The organism is Coraliomargarita sinensis (genome assembly GCF_003185655.1).
Taxonomy (GTDB): Bacteria; Verrucomicrobiota; Verrucomicrobiia; order Opitutales; family Coraliomargaritaceae; genus Coraliomargarita_B; species Coraliomargarita_B sinensis.
The window spans coordinates 506,502-524,548 of sequence record NZ_QHJQ01000001.1 but is presented as its reverse complement, the minus strand read 5'-3'; the positions used below and the strand labels follow the sequence as shown (position 1 = coordinate 524,548).

The window sequence follows — 18,047 nt, the reverse complement described above, 5'->3', positions numbered from 1 at the left end:
TTTCGACGAAATTCTCCTAGCCCAGGTCGTATTGGTCGATTCGCTTTCGAAGGGTCGACCGGGTCATGCCCAGTATTTCAGCAGCTTTTACCTGCTTCCCGCCAACCTCTTCGAGGGCGCGCCGAATCAGCTCCCGTTCAGCATGCTCGAGAATATTATTCCCCTGCTCGCTGCGCAGAAGGCGATAAGCGCCATCGAAGGCATTCTCTTCCGGCGCCCCAAGCAGCACTTCTTCCCCGGCGGTTTTGCTTTCAAGCTCTGCCTCTTTTGCCGCTTCCTTTTTTGGAGTGGGCATTTTTGGCGATGACATATCGGCACCGACAGCAGAGAGAATCTCCCTGGGCAGATCCTTCATCAAGATCGTATCGCTTTGAGCCATCACCGCGCTCCGGTAGATAATGTTCTCTAACTCACGAACATTGCCGGGCCAGGTGTACTTCATCAAGCTAGCCAACGCCTCCGGAGAGACTGCACTGACGTGTGCCTTACGATCCTGCTTGAGCCGCTTGAGTGCAAAATCGATCAGCAGGGGCACGTCCTCCATGCGCTCCCGTAACGGCGGCAACTGGATGCGCACCACATTCAGGCGGTAATAAAGGTCTTCGCGGAAGGTTTTCTCCTCCACCATTTCTTCGAGCGGTTTATTGGTCGCCGCGAGCATGCGGACATCCACCTTGATCGTCTCGCTGCTCCCAACCCTCTGGATTTCACCTTCCTGCAGGGCCCGCAGAATCTTCGTCTGAGTGGTCAGCGCCATATCCCCGATCTCATCGAGGAAAATCGTGCCGCCATCGCATAGTTCGAATTTACCGATGCGCTGACTGGTCGCCCCGGTAAAAGAACCCTTCTCATGGCCAAAAAGCTCACTTTCGATGAGGTTTTCCGGTATCGCCGCACAGTTGACGGCTATGTAGGGCTTCTGGGAACGAAGACTGTTCTGAAAGATCGAACGTGCGATCAGTTCTTTGCCCGTGCCGCTCTCGCCGGTGATCATGACCGTCACTTCGCTGGCGGCCACCTGCCCGATCATCTTGAACACGTCCTGCATGGCGGCGGAGCTGCCGATAATCCCACCATCGACATCTTCCTGGCTGATGCCCCCGCTCGACTCGTCTTTGTTGGCACGATCCAAATCACTCGATGTCGCCAGCGCCGCTTCCGTAATCGAAAGGATCTTCTTTAGATCAAAGGGCTTCATGATGTAGTCGAACGCACCGAACTTCATCGCTTCAATCGTCGTCTGGGTCGTCCCGTAAGCCGTCATTAATATGATCATGGCATTGGGATTAATCCCGCGAAGATGTTGCAGCGCCTCGATCCCACTCATGCCCTCCATGCGATTATCAAGAAGGATCACATCAGGCTTCTCCTTCTCCGCGACCTCGAGGCCTTTCTCAGCGCTATTCGCCTCAACGACTTCGTATTGCCTACCTGAAAAGACGCGTTTCAAGGAATAGCGAAGGTCATCGTCGTCGTCGATTACCAGGATCTTGGGTTTGGATGGCGCTGCTGACATATTGTGTAATAAGGGCCGGTAGGTTGGCGGGCTGTTGCAATAAGGCAAGAGTGATGCTGACACCAAGATTGTCGCCGAATGTAAAAAATTCAAGAATGCGCCCATCGGAAAGGCTATCTTTGAGAAAGTACTAGTCATTGGAGGCTCGATTTGGCATCTTTTGCTAATCTCATTTTGGTTTACTTTCCCGAAAAGAGCCCACAAGCAGGCACGAAGCAGGGGTTTTCCCTCATCGTGGCAATCTTCCTGACGGCTTTCCTCGTGGTGCTGATCGTCTCAATGACGCTGATACTGCAGATGGAGAAGCAAGCCGGCATGACCGCATTATCCAAACTCAGAGCTCGGGAAGCGGCCCGCCTTGCCCTCATGATGGCGCTGGGTGACCTGCAAAGGCACGCCGGCCCCGACCAACGCGTCACGGCCAGAGCGGAGATCACAGGCGCGAGCAATCAGAATCGTTATTGGACGGGCGTATGGGACACAAGCAATGAATCCGCAGAGGCGCATTGGCTCGTTTCCGGCGATACGCCCGATCCATCGGCGAATTCACCTTCAGTCCAACTGCAGGCTGAATACGACCACCGAAGTGACGGCACTTACCATACTCCTTACGACGTGCCAGCTGTACGGGCGCCAACAACCTCGCTCGAATCAAATGAGACAGAGATCGCCTGGTGGGTCGCCGACGAGGGCGTCAAGGCCGCAATAAAGCCCGTGAATGACGTATCCCAGGAGCTGCCAACACTGGAAGGCAAGGCCACACCACCAGAGTATTATGGCTATAGCGAAAAGACGCTGCGCAGCGCAGCCTTTTTGAACGACCCGGTTTTTGATTTTAAGGCGTTGTATGATATCACCGAATCCTCCGACTCAATCCTGCACGAGCTCGAAAAGATCAATTCGAAAAGTCAGATAGCACCTCTCGTCGAAGACTTCGCCTTACCGCTCAAGAAAAAAGTCGCTTCCCAGTTCCTGCACGCCGTGACTCTGGAAAATTACTTCGTGCTTTCGAACAGCAAAGAAGGCGGGCTCAAGAAAGACCTCAGCTACTTAAAAACGATCCATCCGCATACGATCACGGCGGCAGATTTAAATACCTTATACGCCGACGCCGATAGTTTACTGACTCCGGATTTTGCCCGGGCCTTATACGTGAATGCAAATCCCACTGCTGGCGACAAAGACAGTATGATGGGGATGCAAATCCCGCGCGACACTGTAAGCGCTGTCGAGTCGGCCGAGCAGGACTTTTCGATTCTGCCGGTTATCACTGAATTTCAAGTCAGCGCCGGGCTTGCCGCCGACGACCAGACCGAGGCCGGAGAGCTCTACCTCGTGCACAAGCTTTATATCGAACTATGGAACCCCTACACCGTACCCTTCGTCCTGGGAAAGGATGACCTCGCTGCTGAGTTGGGGTATTCCGACCTGCGGTTTGAAATCTCCAACCTCCCGAACTATTCAATCACAAACAATAGCTCCGGTGAAACCACGACAGGCAGCCTACCTGACCTGAGCTATCTTCTGAGCCGGGATACAGGAGATCAAACCATGCGGCCCGGCATGGTCTTTTACACCACCCTTCCGCGTGATAATGGAGGAACCGGCGATACCGGAACATTTCACCTGCCTTTGGGAACAGCCCTGGCTGGGAAAAACAGTGATGAATACAGTGGTGAATTTACGATGTCCGGCCCCGTTGATATTCGTGTGATTGCAATCAACTCGACTGGAGCGGAAAAGGAAATCTATGCCTTTGAACTCGATGGTTACCCCGATTTCGAGATTGAATATGAGTCCGGCCAAAGAGCGACGTGGTTCAACCGGAGGAAGAGTTCCAAAGACGGCCAATTCGGGATGAACAATGAATCATTAGAGCGTATCGGCTATGCCTTCGGCTTTCGCTTCAAATTCCTCGACAGTCAAAACTCGGAAACCATGGTAGCCGACCTTTCCAACTGGCTCAGCCTGCAGGACCCACGCCGCCGCAGTTTCTCCATCGACCTTAACCACTGGAACATCAATGCCGTATGGACCGATCCCGACACCCCGCCCTACGATTTCCGTCTTAGCAGCAACGACTTTGATCCGGGGTTTTTCGACCCGGGAGAGAGCTTCAAAAGTGACGACTTCTTTTACTACCAGACATCCGGCACCGGTCGGAAAGACCGGGTGGCCCGCGTCTTCAATATCGCCACGGTTGAGCCGACAAATCCCGACCTTCTCAATGCGATTCACTACCCCGGCGAGCGCCCGAACCCCATCGGCAACCCCTGGGGCGAAGAACTCAATGCCGTGTATGATCGATACTTCTTCTCCACCTTGCCCGCCCCGTCAGGATCAGATCAAGACCTTGGCTCGAAACCATTGCTCAACTGCCGCCTGCATGTGCTGGATGAGAATCTTACCTTGAGCGGAGTCGATGCCGCTGAAGGTCTGATTCTAGAGAACGGGTTTAATCTCAACTCCACTTCTGCACTCGCCTGGGAAAAAGTGCTGAGCGGGCACCGCATAGCAGCGGAGGACGCACGGATGCGATACGAACAAGGCAGCTTCGCGAATCCCCCGGAGTGGTTTCGCGTTCCGAAGAAACTGAACAATGGGTTTTTCAAATTTCCGGAAGCTGCCGCATTCAATGCCACGGAGAGAGAATTCGGCCCCCGCTATGAGGTCTTGCTGAGAAAAGAGGTAGGCGACTACGACAATGCCTTTCGGATCGATTCAGTCCAGCTACACACGGACCGCCAACACCCGGCCTTTGTTCAGTCGTTTCGGGAGTTGCAAAAGGACATTCCGATAAAACTCGGCCAGGCCATCGTCGAAGAACTGCGCGAGTTCTATAATGAAGAAGGCCACCCACCCTTCAGTCTTGCTGAATACATCTCCAGCGGCCTGCTGCAGGACGCCATCAATGCGACCCCGGAGGTCAACCAACGCAGCGGCGACTTTGACGAGATTCCCGCCTACGGCCCCAGCAGTATCGATCAGCGGGCTTTACTGAATGCGATCGGCAGCTTAGCCAGCGTGCGCTCTGATAGCTTCGAAATCACCGCCCGTGCCGACATCAATGATCCAAGCACAGGCAGGGTCTTAGAAAGCGCAATGTGTCGGGCCACCGTTCAACGCCTGGCTGAAGCACATACAAACCCTGAATTCGGACGTAAATTTCAAATACTACAATTCGAATGGCTGACGCCGAAGTTTGATTAAAGCTATGAAGCAACGGGCTACAGCAATCATCCTTGCTTTGTTTTTTTGCCTGCAAGCCATACCGGCTCAGCAAAATGAGCTGACATCGATCAGTTTCACCGTTTACGGACTAAGACCGGGCAACTACTCAAATATTTACTTTCAAGGCGCCAGCGACAAACCAACGGCATTGACGTTTCATCGCAAGAGACGCTCGGGAACATATACAGCACAAGTTCCAGTCGAAGCACTGACCCTGAAGTTTTTACAAAAGGGTAGTCATCGCGAAGAACATGAAGAAGGCGTCCTGGTTGAACTTGGTTCGGTGCCGCTTCCACCTGATGCGGATAAGATACTCTTTGTCTTCGTGCCCCAAACGGATTCCGGTGCGAAGAACCCCTTCAAAATTCTCTCGATAGAGGATGGAGGCTCTTCAGGGCAGAGCGGTACGGTCCGCATCATTAATCTTACCGCCCTACCCTTGATCGGAATGGCAGAAGGAGAAAAGTTTGAGTTACAAAGTCTCTCATGCAGCCAGCCTTTTGAGTTATCCCGCAACAGCCAAACCGACTTATCAATTTTGGCAAAAGGATCGTCGCGTCATCATCTGGTTTACCGAAACAGCTTTCGCATCGACCCCGAAAGCCGGGCAATCCTGTTCCTGACACCACCGTATAGAAAGGCCTCACTTAAACTCGGTGGCCACATGCTCTATGAAGAACTCTAGTATCGAGACGGATAATTCCCGCCTTCCTGGCTTCAGTTAGCGCTCTACCAGCTTTCGGTATTTCGCCCATAAATGAGTAAAGGACCAGGCAAAATCACGGGGGCGTTCTTCGATCCAGCCATTGACCGCATCCAGTCCGATCCACTGCCCGTCGCTAACCTCGTCCGGATCAAGTATGAAAGGGCCTTCAGAGTGACAGTCATAGACCCAGACAAACTCATTTCCAGTTGGACGGCAGGCCGCTTCCTTAAAAACCGGCTTCATATTGATCGGATCATAGAGGCCGATTTCCTCACCCAATTCACGGCGTGCGGCGGCATCATAATTCTCACCGCTGTCGACATGGCCCGAGCAGGAGCTTACCCATTTGCCTGGCGCACTGTCTTTATTCATCGAACGGCGTTGCAGATAGAGTTCACCGCTTGAGTTAAAAACAAAGATGTGCACGGCCCGGTGCAGGAGACCATCACGGTGAACTACCGAACGGGCCTCGGAGCGGAGCACACGGTCCTGCTCATCGACAACGTCAAAGAGTTCTTCTGTGGTCATGGTCGGACAGGTAGGGTTCAGGAGAGAAGCAGGCATAGCAAAATGAAATGACTATCGTCACATGAACGTCACTACGACACGGCAACTTACAAAAAGATCAATTTGCCGCGAAATAATTTCGCCAAATCAGTTCAAACCGGGAACTGAGCTGGCTTCTTTCCTCAAGCTGATTGGCCGCCCCAATACTTCACCGTAGATAAAGGCAACACGAGCGGCTCGGGGATCTTTTAGGCTATCACGGACCGTACCGGTAAAATAGCCTCCGGTTTGCTGCTTGCCCTGCTTATCCTCCTGATCCGGAGTATTATTTCGCTTAGCGGCCTGTTTCTGTAACTTTTCTGCCTGCCGTTTGGTTTCCTCAATACGTTTCAGACGCGCCTCCATGGTACTATCGTAGGCATTATCCGAATCGTCCCAGGTAAACGTAGGAGACTCGGGGTCCGATTCCATTTCGTGCGATGGAATGGAATAAGCAGACGGCTCCTTCTGCACTTCCTCCACGACTTCACGGCGGACCTCTTCCTCCTCACGAGCCTGGCGCCGGGCTTCCACCTGTTGCCGACGCTCCCGCAATTCACGCCCGCTGGGTGCCGTGGATGTGGTCTGCCCACTTCCTGAAGCGCGGCGGCGCTCCATGATCTTTCGGCGAATCTCCTCCTGAATGCGCCTTTGCCGCTCGGCGGCGTCCGGGCCGTCAGAATCGCGACGAGGGTTCAAGGTCGGTGGTGCCTCTTTGTCCTCCTGCGACTTTCCCGAAAACATATTCCCGAAGAAGTAGATCGCCGCAAAAATCAGCGGGACGAGTATTTCCAGAAGGTTGTCCATATCGGGCTGCGATTTTTGAAATTAGCGGTTGCGCAGCGGCGGTGCGAGACAAGCCCGCCCCGCCATGGCGCAAGGCGCATTACTTATCCTCTTCCCCTTTGGAGATGGAGTCGCGCATGTCGGTATCCGCCTTAATATTGTTCAAGCGATAGTAGTCCATTACACCGAGATTGCCGGAGCGGAAGGCTTCTGCCAGTGCCAGCGGCACCTGTGCCTCGGCTTCGACCACCTTGGCCTGCATTTCTTCGACGCGGGCCTTCATTTCCTGCTCTTGGGCAACAGCAGCGGCACGACGCATTTCTGCCTTGGCTTGGGCGACATTCTTGTCGGCCTCGGCCTGGGACTCCTGCAGTTTCGCACCAATGTTCTCACCAACGTCAACATCGGCAATATCGATGGAAAGAATTTCGAAGGCGGTGCCAACATCGAGTCCGCGTTCCAGAACGACCTTGGAAATTTTATCGGGTGATTCGAGGACGTCCTTGTAGGTATCCGCCGAACCAATGGTGGTCACAATACCCTCGCCGACACGGGCAATGACAGTCTCTTCCAAAGCACTGCCTACGTAATTATCAAGATTGGAACGAACCGTCACCCGGGCGCGGGCTTTCACCTGAATCCCATCCTTGGCGACGCCGTCGATCGTGCCGCGTCCGCCATTAGGGTCAGGGCAATTGATTACCTTCGGATTAATTGAAGTACGAACCGCTTCGAGCACGGACTTTCCGGTGCCCTTGGTCGCGAGGTCAATGGCGCAGGCACGTTGCCAATCCAACTCGATATTGGCTTTATCCGCCGCAACCAGTGCCTGTACCGTCTGGATAACATTACCCTCGGCCAGATAATGGGCTTCGAGATCATTGACCGGCATTTCCAATCCGGCCTTCACCGCGGCAATTCGGGCATCGACGATAACAGAGGCCGGCACGCCGCGAAGGCGCATCGCCACCAACGTCGGGAAACCGACTGGAGCACCTGAAAGCAAGGCACGCAGCCAGATGCTGAAAAACGTAATAATGATAAAAAAGGCAATGACCAGGATCAGGCCGAGAATCGCGGCCAAGCCTAGTTGCCAACTGGTGAGAGCGAGTGGGAGTGGTGTTGAGGTCATGGTTTTTTGATGATGAGTTTAAAATTTTCTCGTTTGGTCACGATCACCGTCTCTCCGGAATCGATATAACCATCTTGTGAATAAGCTTCGTAGGATCGTCCGTCGATTGCAATCTTTCCACTGGGATTTAAACGAGTCATCGCCGTGGCTTCCTGACCAATCATACTGTCCTCCCCCTGGGCAACATTCGAGTGCCCCGAGACAGAAGAGCCCAGGAAGAAGCCTTTGCCCCACTTGGAATTGGCCATCAGCTTGAATTCGACAAAGACCAAGAGTCCGACTGCAATTAACGATCCAAGAAAAGTCAGCGCGCCACCGGCCACACCATAATCCGCGAAACCCAGCCAGGTGGCACCGACAATACAGGCCAGGGCCAGCAGCCCGAGTATGCCTCCGGGCAGGATCACCTCAAAAAAGATGAGAACCAGAGCGGCCAGGATCAGTCCCAAGATCAACATCATGACTCCACCTCCTCGACAATCAGGCTGAAGTCATTGTGCGCTTTGACCCGGATCCGGCTGTCATGCTCGATCGGGCCGAGTGCACTTCGTGCCTCATAGCGCTTCCCATCGACCTCGACCCGACCACTGGGGAAAAGGTCTGAAACGGCGACCCCTTCGCTGCCGGGCTTGGGCAGGGAAGATTCGCGCTTTTCGCGGATCTCCTGACTGCTGCCCCCGGCCGCATCCTCCAGGACAAGCATGCGCTCGAAAAAGGACCCCTTAAAAAAGCGGCCAAAAATAACCGCTCCGAGCACGGCAACCGTCATTCCGAAAACGAGATTCACTACGGGCTCCGCCAGAAATTCCGGCGACAGGCTGATCGGTTCTTCGGGCCAGATATCGACCATCGCCCAGAGCAGTGAACCAAAGATCAGGGCCAGCCCGCTCAGGGCAAAGATGAGCACTCCGGGGAAAAAGAAAATCTCGACCAATACCAGAATGATGCCCAGCGCAAAGAAGAGGATGGCCTCGTTGCCCGCCAAACCAGCGATGTGCTGACTGATAAAAAAGATCGCAATGAGCACGATGCCGCCGATCCCGAAGATACCGAAGCCCGGGGTTTTGAATTCGAGGAAGAGCAATAGCATGCCGATACCCAGGAGAGCCGGCGCGAAGGTATCCATCCACTTGGCGATCCGCTCCGAGTAAGTGACCTTAAAGTCCTTTATTTCGTAGTTCCCGGGACCAAAGCGGTCGTCGAGCAATTCCTCCACCGAATCGTAAATCCCTTTCCCAAGCAGCGGTTGTGGCGGATCCCCGTATTCCTTGAGTGCTTCGCTGGCGGTCAGGGTCAGTAATTCACCCGCGGGCTTGATCACTTCCTCGTCGATGACCAACTCATACTCGGCATCGAGCATGGCTCGTATTACATCGGAGCGGTAGGGATAGTCCGCCGTAATTGCGCGGATATTGGCCCTCAAGTAACTTTCGATTTTCATCTTGGCCGTTTCCGGGACTTCCTGCCCCGCCCCCATAATGACAGCAGAAGCACCGATCTTACCGGTCGGCGCGAAATAAATCTCCTGCGTCGATGCAGTGATAAACGAACCGGCCGAGATGGCCTCGTCATTGACGTAGGTCGCCGTAATCCCGTCAAACCTGGCCAGCATCTCCATCATTTCAATGGTGACATCAACTCGCCCCCCCGGGGTATCCATTTCCAGTAGCACCATATCGACGTCATTCTCGATGGCTTCCTTCAGGCCCCGCCGAAGAATAAAGAGGTTGGGCTTACCGATCGCTTCGGTAATCGGAATCACATAGACATCTACGCCCCCATCCGCCTCCGGATCGGATACAGTGTTTTCAGCAGGTGCCACTTCCTCCTCAGCGGTGGAGGGCAAACAGAGGAGGCAGCAAGCCAGCAGAGCGAGAGTGATCCGGTAGATCGACATGGTTACCTGCACAATGAAACGTCCTCAGGCTAAGGCAAGCACTCTCGGTCGATTGTTCCCGGTGAAGGCGGGATAAAATCCGGACGCGTGCAGGCGACGCCCAAGTCCTGGTACTTTTCTGGCAGGGGTGCGGCTTGTCTGCCACCCGCGAGCACTGTGGGAGGCTTTACCACGTCCAAGCGGCTTCGCCACTTTGCGGGCATCCACGAGGAAAGCCCCTGCAATCGGCCCGTATCCCATCAGGGGATAGCTAGCCCCCGCTAGATGTGGATCGCTTCGCCGAAGACTGCGGCCGCAGCTTCCATCATTGCTTCACTCATGGTGGGGTGCGCGTGAATGGTGTTGTGGATTTCCTCGGCGGTGGCTTCGAGCTTCATGCCGAGGCCGTATTCCGCGATCATTTCGGTAGCATCGGCACCGACAATGTGAGCCCCCAGAATCTCCCCATACTTCTTGTCGACAAGCAGCTTGACGAAACCTTCCGACTGGTTGGAAGCGACAGCCTTACCGGAAGCCTGGAAGGGGAATTTACCGACCTTGAAGTCGACGCCCTCTTCCTTGAGCTTTTTCTCCGTCTTCCCGATGGAGGCGACCTGAGGCAGGCAATACGTGCAGCCGGGGAAATCCGTCACGCGTTGGGGCTTACCTTCGCCGAACATGCCGTTAACTGCCTGAATCGCCTCGTAGGTCGCGACGTGAGCAAGCCAGGGCGGCCCGATAATATCACCGGCAGCGTAAATGCCTTTGACGGACGATTCGTAATTGTCGTCCACCGAAATGTAGCCGCGGTCGAGCTTGAGCTTCACACGCGGCGAGAGCAGATTCTCCGTATTGGCAACCACACCGATCGCGAGAAGAATCGATTCGGCGGTGATCGACTCTTTCTTGCCGTCCTTGACCAAGTCCATCTTCACGCTCTTCGGATTGACCTTGATATTCTCGACAGCGGTGGAGGTGCGACAGTCAATGCCATCTTTTTTGAATGATTTCTCGACCACAGCCGCAGCTTCATGGTCCTCGACCGGAAGAACCTGATCGAGCATTTCAACGAGGGTCACCTTCGTCCCGAAGGCATTGAGGAAGTATGCGAACTCAGCGCCAATCGCGCCGGCACCCACAATAACGACGGACTTGGGCTGCTTCTTCATGGCGAGCGCCTGACGGGAGGTCATCACACGTTCGCCATCCACATCGAGATCCGGGAGGCGGCGCGGCTTACAGCCGGTAGCAATGAGGATCTTCTCCGCGGCAAGAATCTTACCCTTATCCTTGCCGTCGGTGATTTCAACCATGCCCGGCACGGAGACAGTTCCGGTACCGATCACGTGGTCGACCTTGTTCTTTTTAAAGAGGAAGCCAATCCCCTTGGCCATGGTATCGGCGACATCGCGCGAGCGACCGATGATCTTGGAAAAGTCGTAGTCCACCCCTTTAACGGTGATGCCCAAGTCTTCACTGTGCTTGAGCTTGTTGTAAAACTCGGCGCTTTTCAGCAGGGCCTTTGACGGGATGCAGCCCCAGTTCAAACAAGTACCGCCGGGTCGCTCCTGCTCGACACAGGCCACTTTTTTGCCGAGTTGCCCGGCACGGATGGCTGCGGCATAACCTGCAGGACCGCCGCCGATGACAACGAGATCGTATTTTGTAGATGAGGACATGATTAAAAAAGGAGGAGGATGAAAGGACTTCGAGAGTGAGAGGTAAAGCCGCGAATCGAGCTTTTGCAAATACAGGGTCGATTAAATATCAATCACGTCATCATCATCTTTGAGGGGTTTGCGGGACTGTGATGATGAACGGCTGCCCGCTTGACTACCGCCCGTCCCCGTCTGGACGTTGACGCGACTGGTGCCAAAAAGCAGGTTGGCTGCCGCACCGGTCAGGCTGACGACCAGAGCGCCCCAAAGCGCATTCCAAAAGCTCAGCACGTGAAAGCCTTCGACCAGAGCGCCTACCAGCATGAAAAGCAGGGCGTTGATCAGCCAGATGCCGATACCAAAAGTCAGTATGATAAAAGGCAGCGAGAAGAGCATGAGCAGCGGCTTGAGCACGACATTGCAAAAGCTCAACAGCAGCACGGCGACGACGAGCGCTCCACCGCTGTCGTAGTGAATGCCGCTCGCAGTATGCGCAGCTATGGTGACACCAAGTGCCAGCAGAAGCCAGGTTTTCAAAAGTAGTTTAAAATCCATCGATACGTTTCGCGTAGACTAATCGGTTTCAGCGGGCGCCACTTCATCCATGGCAGGAAGATAACGGAATCGGTAACTTTCCAATTCTTCCGAGCCTGAAGGCTTGATCAGAAGCGTGACGTAATAGCGGTGGGGCACGATAAGCAGGTAAGGTGAGCCGAGTGCGGTATCGTCGGACAAGCGCTTCAGGCGGTGATACGAACGAACCGTATCGCGTATGCTTCTTTCGTCAAAGCGCAGGCTTACCTCGGAAACTTCCGGCTCCATGATGAGGCCGTTCTCATCTATCCAGTAGAGACGCATCCGGTTGTTCACGATCCGGAAATTCAGATCCGGAGCATCTTCCCGTTTAATGATGTAACCACTTTTCAGCGGCAGGTCACCTACTTCGTAGGGCGGCTCACTGGGTTCCGGAAGTTCGACAGGCACTTCCTGTGCATGGATCAAAGAAACCAGAGAAAGAAAGAGGACAGGGACACAGGTGAGGGCTTTCATAATCGTTACGATACTCAAAGACCGAGAGAGTTCAATCCTCGGCTTTGCTCTGCTGACTTTGAATACGCGCCTTGATCTGGCGTATTTTCTCCAACCGATCCGCGGTGGCTGCTTCCGCGCCAGCATGCCCGGGCTCGTAGTATTTTTCCGGATCGAGCATGTATTCCTGGCCGGATATCGCCTGCGGAAAATCGTGACTGTAGAGATAGCCTTTTCCGTGGCCGAGAGCCTTGTTTGTCTTGGTATGTGCATCGCGGAGCCAGAGAGGAACAGATTGCACCGGCTTGTCCCGAAGCGATTTTTTCACCGCTGCCATAGCGAGGGTGGTTGAATTGCTTTTGGGCGAAGTGGCGAGATAGAGAACCGCATGAGCCAAATTATACTCACATTCGGGCAGTCCGATCTTCTCACAGGCCTCGAAGGCAGCCAACGCGATCGTCAGTGCATGCGAATTGGCCAGGCCGATATCTTCGGAAGCGAGAATAACCAGACGGCGGGCCAGAAAGCGCGGATCCTCCCCACCCTGCAGCATCTTGAAGGTCCAGTAGAGCGCCGCGTCCGGATCCGAGCCGCGAATGCTCTTTATCATGGCCGAAGCATGATCGTAGTGCTCGTCCTCGTCGCGGTCGTAGCGAATCTGCCGCTCGCGGGCAAACACCTCGACCGCATCCGCATCAATATGCGCTCCCACCGGCTGGCTGAGCACGAGAGTCTCCAGAGCATTCAGGGCCCGCCGAAGATCGCCCCCCGAAAAGTCGGCTACGGCGTGGTAGACCTCTTCATCCGCCGTGCAGCGCTGGTTGCCGAGACCGCGCTCGCTATCCTGCAGCGCAATCTCCAGGACGGACGCCACTGCCTCAGGGGCAACCGGTTCAAGCCGGAAAAGATGACTCCGGCTCAGTAATGGCGCATTGATGTAAAATCCCGGGTTGTGCGTGGTGGCCCCGATCAGTCGGATATTGCCCGCCTCGACATCTGGTAGCAGGAGATCCTGCTGCGATTTATTGAAGCGGTGGATTTCGTCAATGAACAGAATCGTTCGCTTTTCTGCTTCGTAGCGAGCGAGTCGCAAAATCTCGCGGAGCTCGGCCACGTTGGATAACACCGCATTAATCCGAACGAATTTACTTTTGGTTTCCATGGCGATAACCTCTGCCAACGAGGTCTTTCCGCAGCCTGGGGGGCCGTAAAAAACCAGGCTGCCAAAATTGTCCGCCTCAATGAGCCGGGGCAATAGGCAGCCTTCGCCAACGATATGGTTCTGGCCAATGACCTCACTAAGGCGGCGCGGGCGCATACGCACCGCAAGCGGGCGAACTTTTTCTGCGACACCTTCCGATTTTGCCTGGCCGAAGATATCTGCCTGTTCCGGGTCGTTCGACATCACTCAAGACTCAGATGCCTCCAAATACCTTGCAAGAACGAAGGCGCGGCAGCTAGCTTGAACTCTAACGTTCTTCAACGTGGATTTAAGGTATCAATTTTCGCAGCGTGCCCCCGCCCTTTATTTCCTGCCGGGGATGATTTCGGGCCTCCTGTTCGCTCGGGCGATGCCCGCCGGATCATGGGTCGCCTTTTGCGCAGTAGTCCTAGCGGCAATATCCGCACTTCTGGCACTGAAGAAAAAAACCGGGCTCTGGCTGGCAACCTTTGCCGCGAGCACGGTGCTTGGCTTCTGGTTCTACGGGACGGCACGCCTGCCGACTCAGCCGACTTCGGACCAGCTGGCGCTACCGCCCAGGGAAGCACTGGTTGAATTTGAAATCCAGCGCGTCATGCAGGCGGAAAACACGTACGGCAACTCCACCGGGGTGGCTCGCGTCATCGATGCCTCCCCAACGAGCCGACTGAAAAAAGGGAGCCTGATATACTTTCGGCTCTCTCGCGACGATACGACGAGACTAAATATCATACGGGGGCTCGCGATACAGGTGATCGGTGTGCTCCACCCGATTCCAGAGGAGGCGGTGCCCGACTCATTCGATGCTTATCTTCAGGAAACCGGCATACACTACCGCTTCGAACAAACTGGTGGCGTCAGACTGCTACGCGAGCCCACTGCATTCCAAAAGTTTTGCCACCATACCAATAAGAAATTCCAGGATCACCTTCGCCTGGGCGAACCGGACGCAAGCCAACTCAGCCAAATTTACATTGCCATGCTACTGGGCGAGAAGACCGAGCTATCCGATGAACAAACAGACCGCTTCCGCATGACCGGCACCATGCACCTGTTTGCGATCAGCGGACTCCACATCGGGGTGATTGCGACCGTCATCTGGCAGGTCCTCTTACTCTTTCGTCTGCCCTCAAAAGTGAGACCACTTATTGGGCTGCCCCTACTTTATTTTTATGTCGAAATTACCGGCGGAGCTCCCTCGGCCGTTCGCGCTTTCCTGATGGTGACCTTTTTCTGGGTGAGCATGGCGGTGCAGCGCCAGCGCTCTCCCCTGTCCGCTCTGGCCGCCTCTGCCGTATTGGTTCTGATCATCCAACCATTGCAGCTCTGGCAGATGGGCTTCCAATTGTCTTATCTTGTGGTGATCAGCATCCTGCTTTTCGGACTACCTTTGCGCGAGGTGCTCTGGCCTGTCTTACGTCCGAATAAATTCGTGCCTGAATCAAATTGGTCCACTTATGCCAAAATCAAATTCTGGGTCATGGATAAGTTATTGCTGCTGGTCGTGATCAGCTTCGCCGCTTGGCTGGCCAGCGCACCGCTCAGCGCCGGCTTCTTTGGCTTTATTGCACCATACTCAGTCATCGTGAACATCCTGCTCGTGAATTTAGCCGCACTGGTCATCAGCGGTGGTGTGATCTCACTGACCGTGGCCAGCCTTGGGCTCGGAGGGCTGGCCGGATTTTTGAATCATTCCGCCTGGGTCGGCATCAGCATAATGGACGGCCTGGTACGAATGAACCTCACACTACCATGGGCGATCATTCACTGCCCCGAATTTCCGACCATAGTAAGCTATCTCTGCGTGCTTTGCTTTATGGCATCGATCATCCTAATCGGGAATAAACATAGTCCACTCCTCCGTTTCGCAGTGCCACCCCTCGTCGTGATATTCGCATTAACACTGGGCCTGCTTTGGGGCAGTGCATAAAAAAGGCCCGCTCGGATGAGCAGGCCTCTCGGAAAGTGTTAACTTGCTGCAGCCTAGCGGCGGCGGCGGAACTTCGACTGGAACTTCTCGACGCGACCTGCGGTGTCGACGAAACGCTTTTCACCGGTGTAAGCCGGATGGGAATCAGCAGTGATATCGCAGATGACGACCTGGTGCTCGACACCGTCGATCTCTTCGGTCTTGCTGCCGCGCATCGTTGAACGGGTGAGAAACTTGTGCCCAGTGGAAACGTCGACAAACGCGACTGGATTGAGCTTGGGATGGATTTCAGCTTTCACGGATATTCCTGTTCGTTAATTAGCCCTGGCGCGCTTTGAAACGCGGGTTGGACTTGCAAATGACATAGACACGACCTTTCCGGCGCACGACTTGGCAGTCCGGGTGGCGGTCCTTGAGAGACTTAAGTGATGAAACAACTTTCATAGCGGGAAATTAGAGGAATTGGAGAAAAAAGGGGGCACTCTACCGGCTGTCAATGGCAAAGCCCGAAATATTTTAGCCTGATTAGACGCCTCCCGATCAGTTCCGCGAAGGGTCATCCGGAGCGTCGATCAACAGGCGCATGGCCGGATTCTTATGCAAAAGCATATTTCGCCAGATCTGCTCGCCCTCCTCCTCCATTAGTTCAGGGGACCAACTCGCAACCAGCCACGACTGCTGCTCCATTTCAAAATCCAATTGCCCCTCGGTCCAACCGGCATGCCCCATGAAGCCCCGAACCTGATAGCCCGTCTCGTTCTTGAGCAGATGCTCGGCCTTACTACTATCGATGCCAAAGTAGAGTTGCAGGGAACCTTGCTCGGGCACCCATCTCCAGGCCGCCAAAATCAATTTGTCCGAAGCCACTGGCCCACCCTCGTAAAGCGGAATTGCCGCGAGGGTCGGATTCGAGAGTTCGGTTTCCAACTCGCCAAGTGTTTTGTTCATCGCACGGTTCATGACGAGCCCCAGCGTACCCTCAGCCGAATCGTGCGAAGCCAGAAAGATCACTGTCCGGCGGAAGTGGGGGTCCTGTAGCATGGGGTGGGCAATCAGCAGCGAGCCCGTTGCGGGCGCATCTCCCTCTGCCGATGTATTTTGCTGATAAAAGCGCATCTCCTACTACAACTGCTCCACCCTGACCTGACTCTCTGTCAGTATTTCTTTGACTAGGTCGTCATTACGATAGTCACGGTGATATTTTATGCAATGAATCCCCGCTGCCGCCAGAATCTTGGCACAATTGATACAGGGAAAGTGTGTGATGTAGACCGTACCGCCTTCCAGGGAAACCCCACGTCTGGCTGCATCACTGACCGCGTTCTGCTCCGCGTGAACAGTCGCCTGTTCGTGTCCGTCACGAACTCTTGAAACATGCGGCGAACCGGGCAAAAAGCCATTGTAACCGGCAGCGATAATCCGGTTTTTGTGCTCTCCACCGGAGACGATAACGCAGCCGACATGGAGGCGCTCGCAGCTTGACCGGGTCGCCATGAGCATGGCAGTTGCCATAAAGTAGACGTCCCATGACGGACGGTCCGGCCAGGATTGCGTCATTTTCTCCAAATCGCCCAGAGCGGACTGCCAATGACTCTCGTTGTGATCCATAAGTGATGAGGAAGTCAGAACTAAACCGCTGCCGCAACCGTGAACACGATTAAGGGAAAATACGCAGTTCCACGAAGCCGGCTGGCAACTGAGCCAAGATTTTGGCCTGTTTCAACCACGCCACGGCCTCGGCGTCCAAATCGGCGGAACCCGAGGATTGGCGAAGCACAGGAGCTCCCGTCAGAAGGCCTGGAGCGGTCATATTGACATAGAAAACGACCGGTCGTTCAGCAAATTCACCCGAAGGCAAATCAGCCTTAATTCGTAAATTGAAGTCCTGCGGGTAGGCGCTGTTCCCGCTAATAATCGTCGCCACGGCGACAGAGGCCCAGCGCTCAGGGGCTTCAGCCTCGATTCCGCCCTGCCCGAAATAGCTGAACATGTCCCAGAAGCGAAGGGCCAGTAGGTCCATAGGCTCCCGCACTTCGGTAGCCTGCTGGAGCGAAAGACGGTCCGGCTTCACTTCAGCCATGAGCTCAATATCCGGCTCATAGTCCGGAAAAACCTGCCAGTTACGTAGAATCTTCGAAGAAAAAACACCCGATGCCGAGCTCCACTCCCCGGGGACAAACAAAGGTGCGGAGTCAAAAAGGCTGGCCTGCTCGACCAACTCCGCCTCGTCCCCTTCCACTTCAGTCGGGACCAGTGAGATGAACGCGGTGCTTTCTTCGCGCGAGGGCAAGGGGCTGGAGATGACCCGGAACATAAAAAAACCCGCCAAATGAACCAGAACGCCCAGTAGTAGCGCGGTTTTCAGCAAAGGCGAAATATGCCGCGAGTTCCGAACTTCGCCTGTCTGTTCGAATTGATGACTCATTGAATTACCTC

General features: G+C 54.6%; 18 protein-coding genes. 3 read left to right on the top strand and 15 right to left on the bottom strand.

Features of this window, described 5'->3' with window-relative positions; translation table 11 throughout:
- Positions 1-16: 16 nt before the first annotated feature.
- Positions 17-1,516 (bottom strand): sigma-54-dependent transcriptional regulator, encoded by a 1,500-nt coding sequence (locus DDZ13_RS02230; protein ID WP_110129855.1) that lies wholly within the window; start codon positions 1,514-1,516, stop codon positions 17-19.
- 174 nt (positions 1,517-1,690) lie between these two features.
- On the opposite strand from DDZ13_RS02230, the gene DDZ13_RS02225 reads away from it, so the two are divergent.
- Together DDZ13_RS02225 and DDZ13_RS02220 are read left to right on the top strand one after the other, a co-directional pair.
- The gene (locus DDZ13_RS02225) at positions 1,691-4,726 is read left to right on the top strand and encodes a hypothetical protein (protein ID WP_110129787.1); all 3,036 of its coding nucleotides are present in this window, start codon (positions 1,691-1,693) and stop codon (positions 4,724-4,726) included.
- Positions 4,727-4,730: 4 nt separating this feature from the next.
- Positions 4,731-5,432: a hypothetical protein gene (locus tag DDZ13_RS02220; RefSeq protein ID WP_110129786.1), complete on the top strand. Its 702-nt coding sequence runs from the start codon at positions 4,731-4,733 to the stop codon at positions 5,430-5,432.
- 36 nt (positions 5,433-5,468) lie between these two features.
- Here DDZ13_RS02220 and DDZ13_RS02215 read toward each other — a convergent pair whose 3' ends face one another.
- From DDZ13_RS02215 to DDZ13_RS02175, 9 genes are all read right to left on the bottom strand, one after another.
- On the bottom strand, positions 5,469-5,981 hold the full coding sequence (locus DDZ13_RS02215) for an NUDIX hydrolase (protein WP_233246055.1): 513 nt from the start codon (positions 5,979-5,981) through the stop codon (positions 5,469-5,471).
- Positions 5,982-6,107: 126 nt separating this feature from the next.
- Positions 6,108-6,806, bottom strand: coding sequence for a hypothetical protein (locus DDZ13_RS02210; RefSeq protein ID WP_110129784.1), 699 nt, complete (start codon positions 6,804-6,806; stop codon positions 6,108-6,110).
- A gap of 79 nt (positions 6,807-6,885) precedes the next feature.
- A complete protein-coding gene (gene floA / locus DDZ13_RS02205; protein WP_110129783.1) occupies positions 6,886-7,917 on the bottom strand; it encodes a flotillin-like protein FloA in 1,032 nt (343 codons plus the stop codon).
- Positions 7,914-8,378, bottom strand: a complete 465-nt coding sequence (locus tag DDZ13_RS02200; protein ID WP_110129782.1) for an NfeD family protein — start codon at positions 8,376-8,378, stop codon at positions 7,914-7,916. Before DDZ13_RS02200 ends, floA begins: the two co-directional genes overlap by 4 nt.
- Complete coding sequence (locus DDZ13_RS02195; RefSeq protein ID WP_110129781.1) at positions 8,375-9,814, bottom strand: NfeD family protein; 1,440 nt, start codon at positions 9,812-9,814, stop codon at positions 8,375-8,377. Before DDZ13_RS02195 ends, DDZ13_RS02200 begins: the two co-directional genes overlap by 4 nt.
- 260 nt (positions 9,815-10,074) lie before the next feature.
- On the bottom strand, positions 10,075-11,472 hold the full coding sequence (gene lpdA / locus DDZ13_RS02190) for a dihydrolipoyl dehydrogenase (protein WP_110129854.1): 1,398 nt from the start codon (positions 11,470-11,472) through the stop codon (positions 10,075-10,077).
- Positions 11,473-11,553: 81 nt separating this feature from the next.
- On the bottom strand, positions 11,554-12,006 hold the full coding sequence (locus DDZ13_RS02185) for a phage holin family protein (RefSeq protein ID WP_110129780.1): 453 nt from the start codon (positions 12,004-12,006) through the stop codon (positions 11,554-11,556).
- Positions 12,007-12,024: 18 nt separating this feature from the next.
- Entirely contained in the window at positions 12,025-12,501 is a 477-nt protein-coding gene (locus DDZ13_RS02180; protein ID WP_110129779.1) for a hypothetical protein, read from the bottom strand.
- Between the two features lie 31 nt (positions 12,502-12,532).
- The gene (locus DDZ13_RS02175; RefSeq protein ID WP_110129778.1) at positions 12,533-13,885 is read right to left on the bottom strand and encodes a replication-associated recombination protein A; all 1,353 of its coding nucleotides are present in this window, start codon (positions 13,883-13,885) and stop codon (positions 12,533-12,535) included.
- Between the two features lie 166 nt (positions 13,886-14,051).
- Here DDZ13_RS02175 and DDZ13_RS02170 point away from each other — a divergent pair, with 166 nt between their 5' ends.
- Positions 14,052-15,611, top strand: coding sequence for a ComEC/Rec2 family competence protein (locus DDZ13_RS02170; RefSeq protein WP_158279750.1), 1,560 nt, complete (start codon positions 14,052-14,054; stop codon positions 15,609-15,611).
- A 53-nt stretch (positions 15,612-15,664) separates the two neighbouring features.
- Here DDZ13_RS02170 and DDZ13_RS02165 read toward each other — a convergent pair whose 3' ends face one another.
- The 5 genes from DDZ13_RS02165 to DDZ13_RS02145 all read right to left on the bottom strand — a co-directional run bounded on the left by DDZ13_RS02165 (position 15,665) and on the right by DDZ13_RS02145 (position 18,036).
- Entirely contained in the window at positions 15,665-15,910 is a 246-nt protein-coding gene (locus DDZ13_RS02165) for a type B 50S ribosomal protein L31 (RefSeq protein ID WP_110129776.1), read from the bottom strand.
- Positions 15,911-15,929: 19 nt separating this feature from the next.
- Positions 15,930-16,055 (bottom strand): type B 50S ribosomal protein L36, encoded by a 126-nt coding sequence (gene ykgO / locus DDZ13_RS02160; protein ID WP_110129775.1) that lies wholly within the window; start codon positions 16,053-16,055, stop codon positions 15,930-15,932.
- Positions 16,056-16,151: 96 nt separating this feature from the next.
- Positions 16,152-16,727 (bottom strand): YqgE/AlgH family protein, encoded by a 576-nt coding sequence (locus DDZ13_RS02155; protein WP_110129774.1) that lies wholly within the window; start codon positions 16,725-16,727, stop codon positions 16,152-16,154.
- 6 nt (positions 16,728-16,733) lie between these two features.
- Positions 16,734-17,168, bottom strand: a complete 435-nt coding sequence (locus DDZ13_RS02150) for a deoxycytidylate deaminase (protein WP_110129853.1) — start codon at positions 17,166-17,168, stop codon at positions 16,734-16,736.
- 100 nt (positions 17,169-17,268) lie between these two features.
- Complete coding sequence (locus DDZ13_RS02145) at positions 17,269-18,036, bottom strand: energy transducer TonB (RefSeq protein WP_110129773.1); 768 nt, start codon at positions 18,034-18,036, stop codon at positions 17,269-17,271.
- Positions 18,037-18,047: the final 11 nt, after the last annotated feature.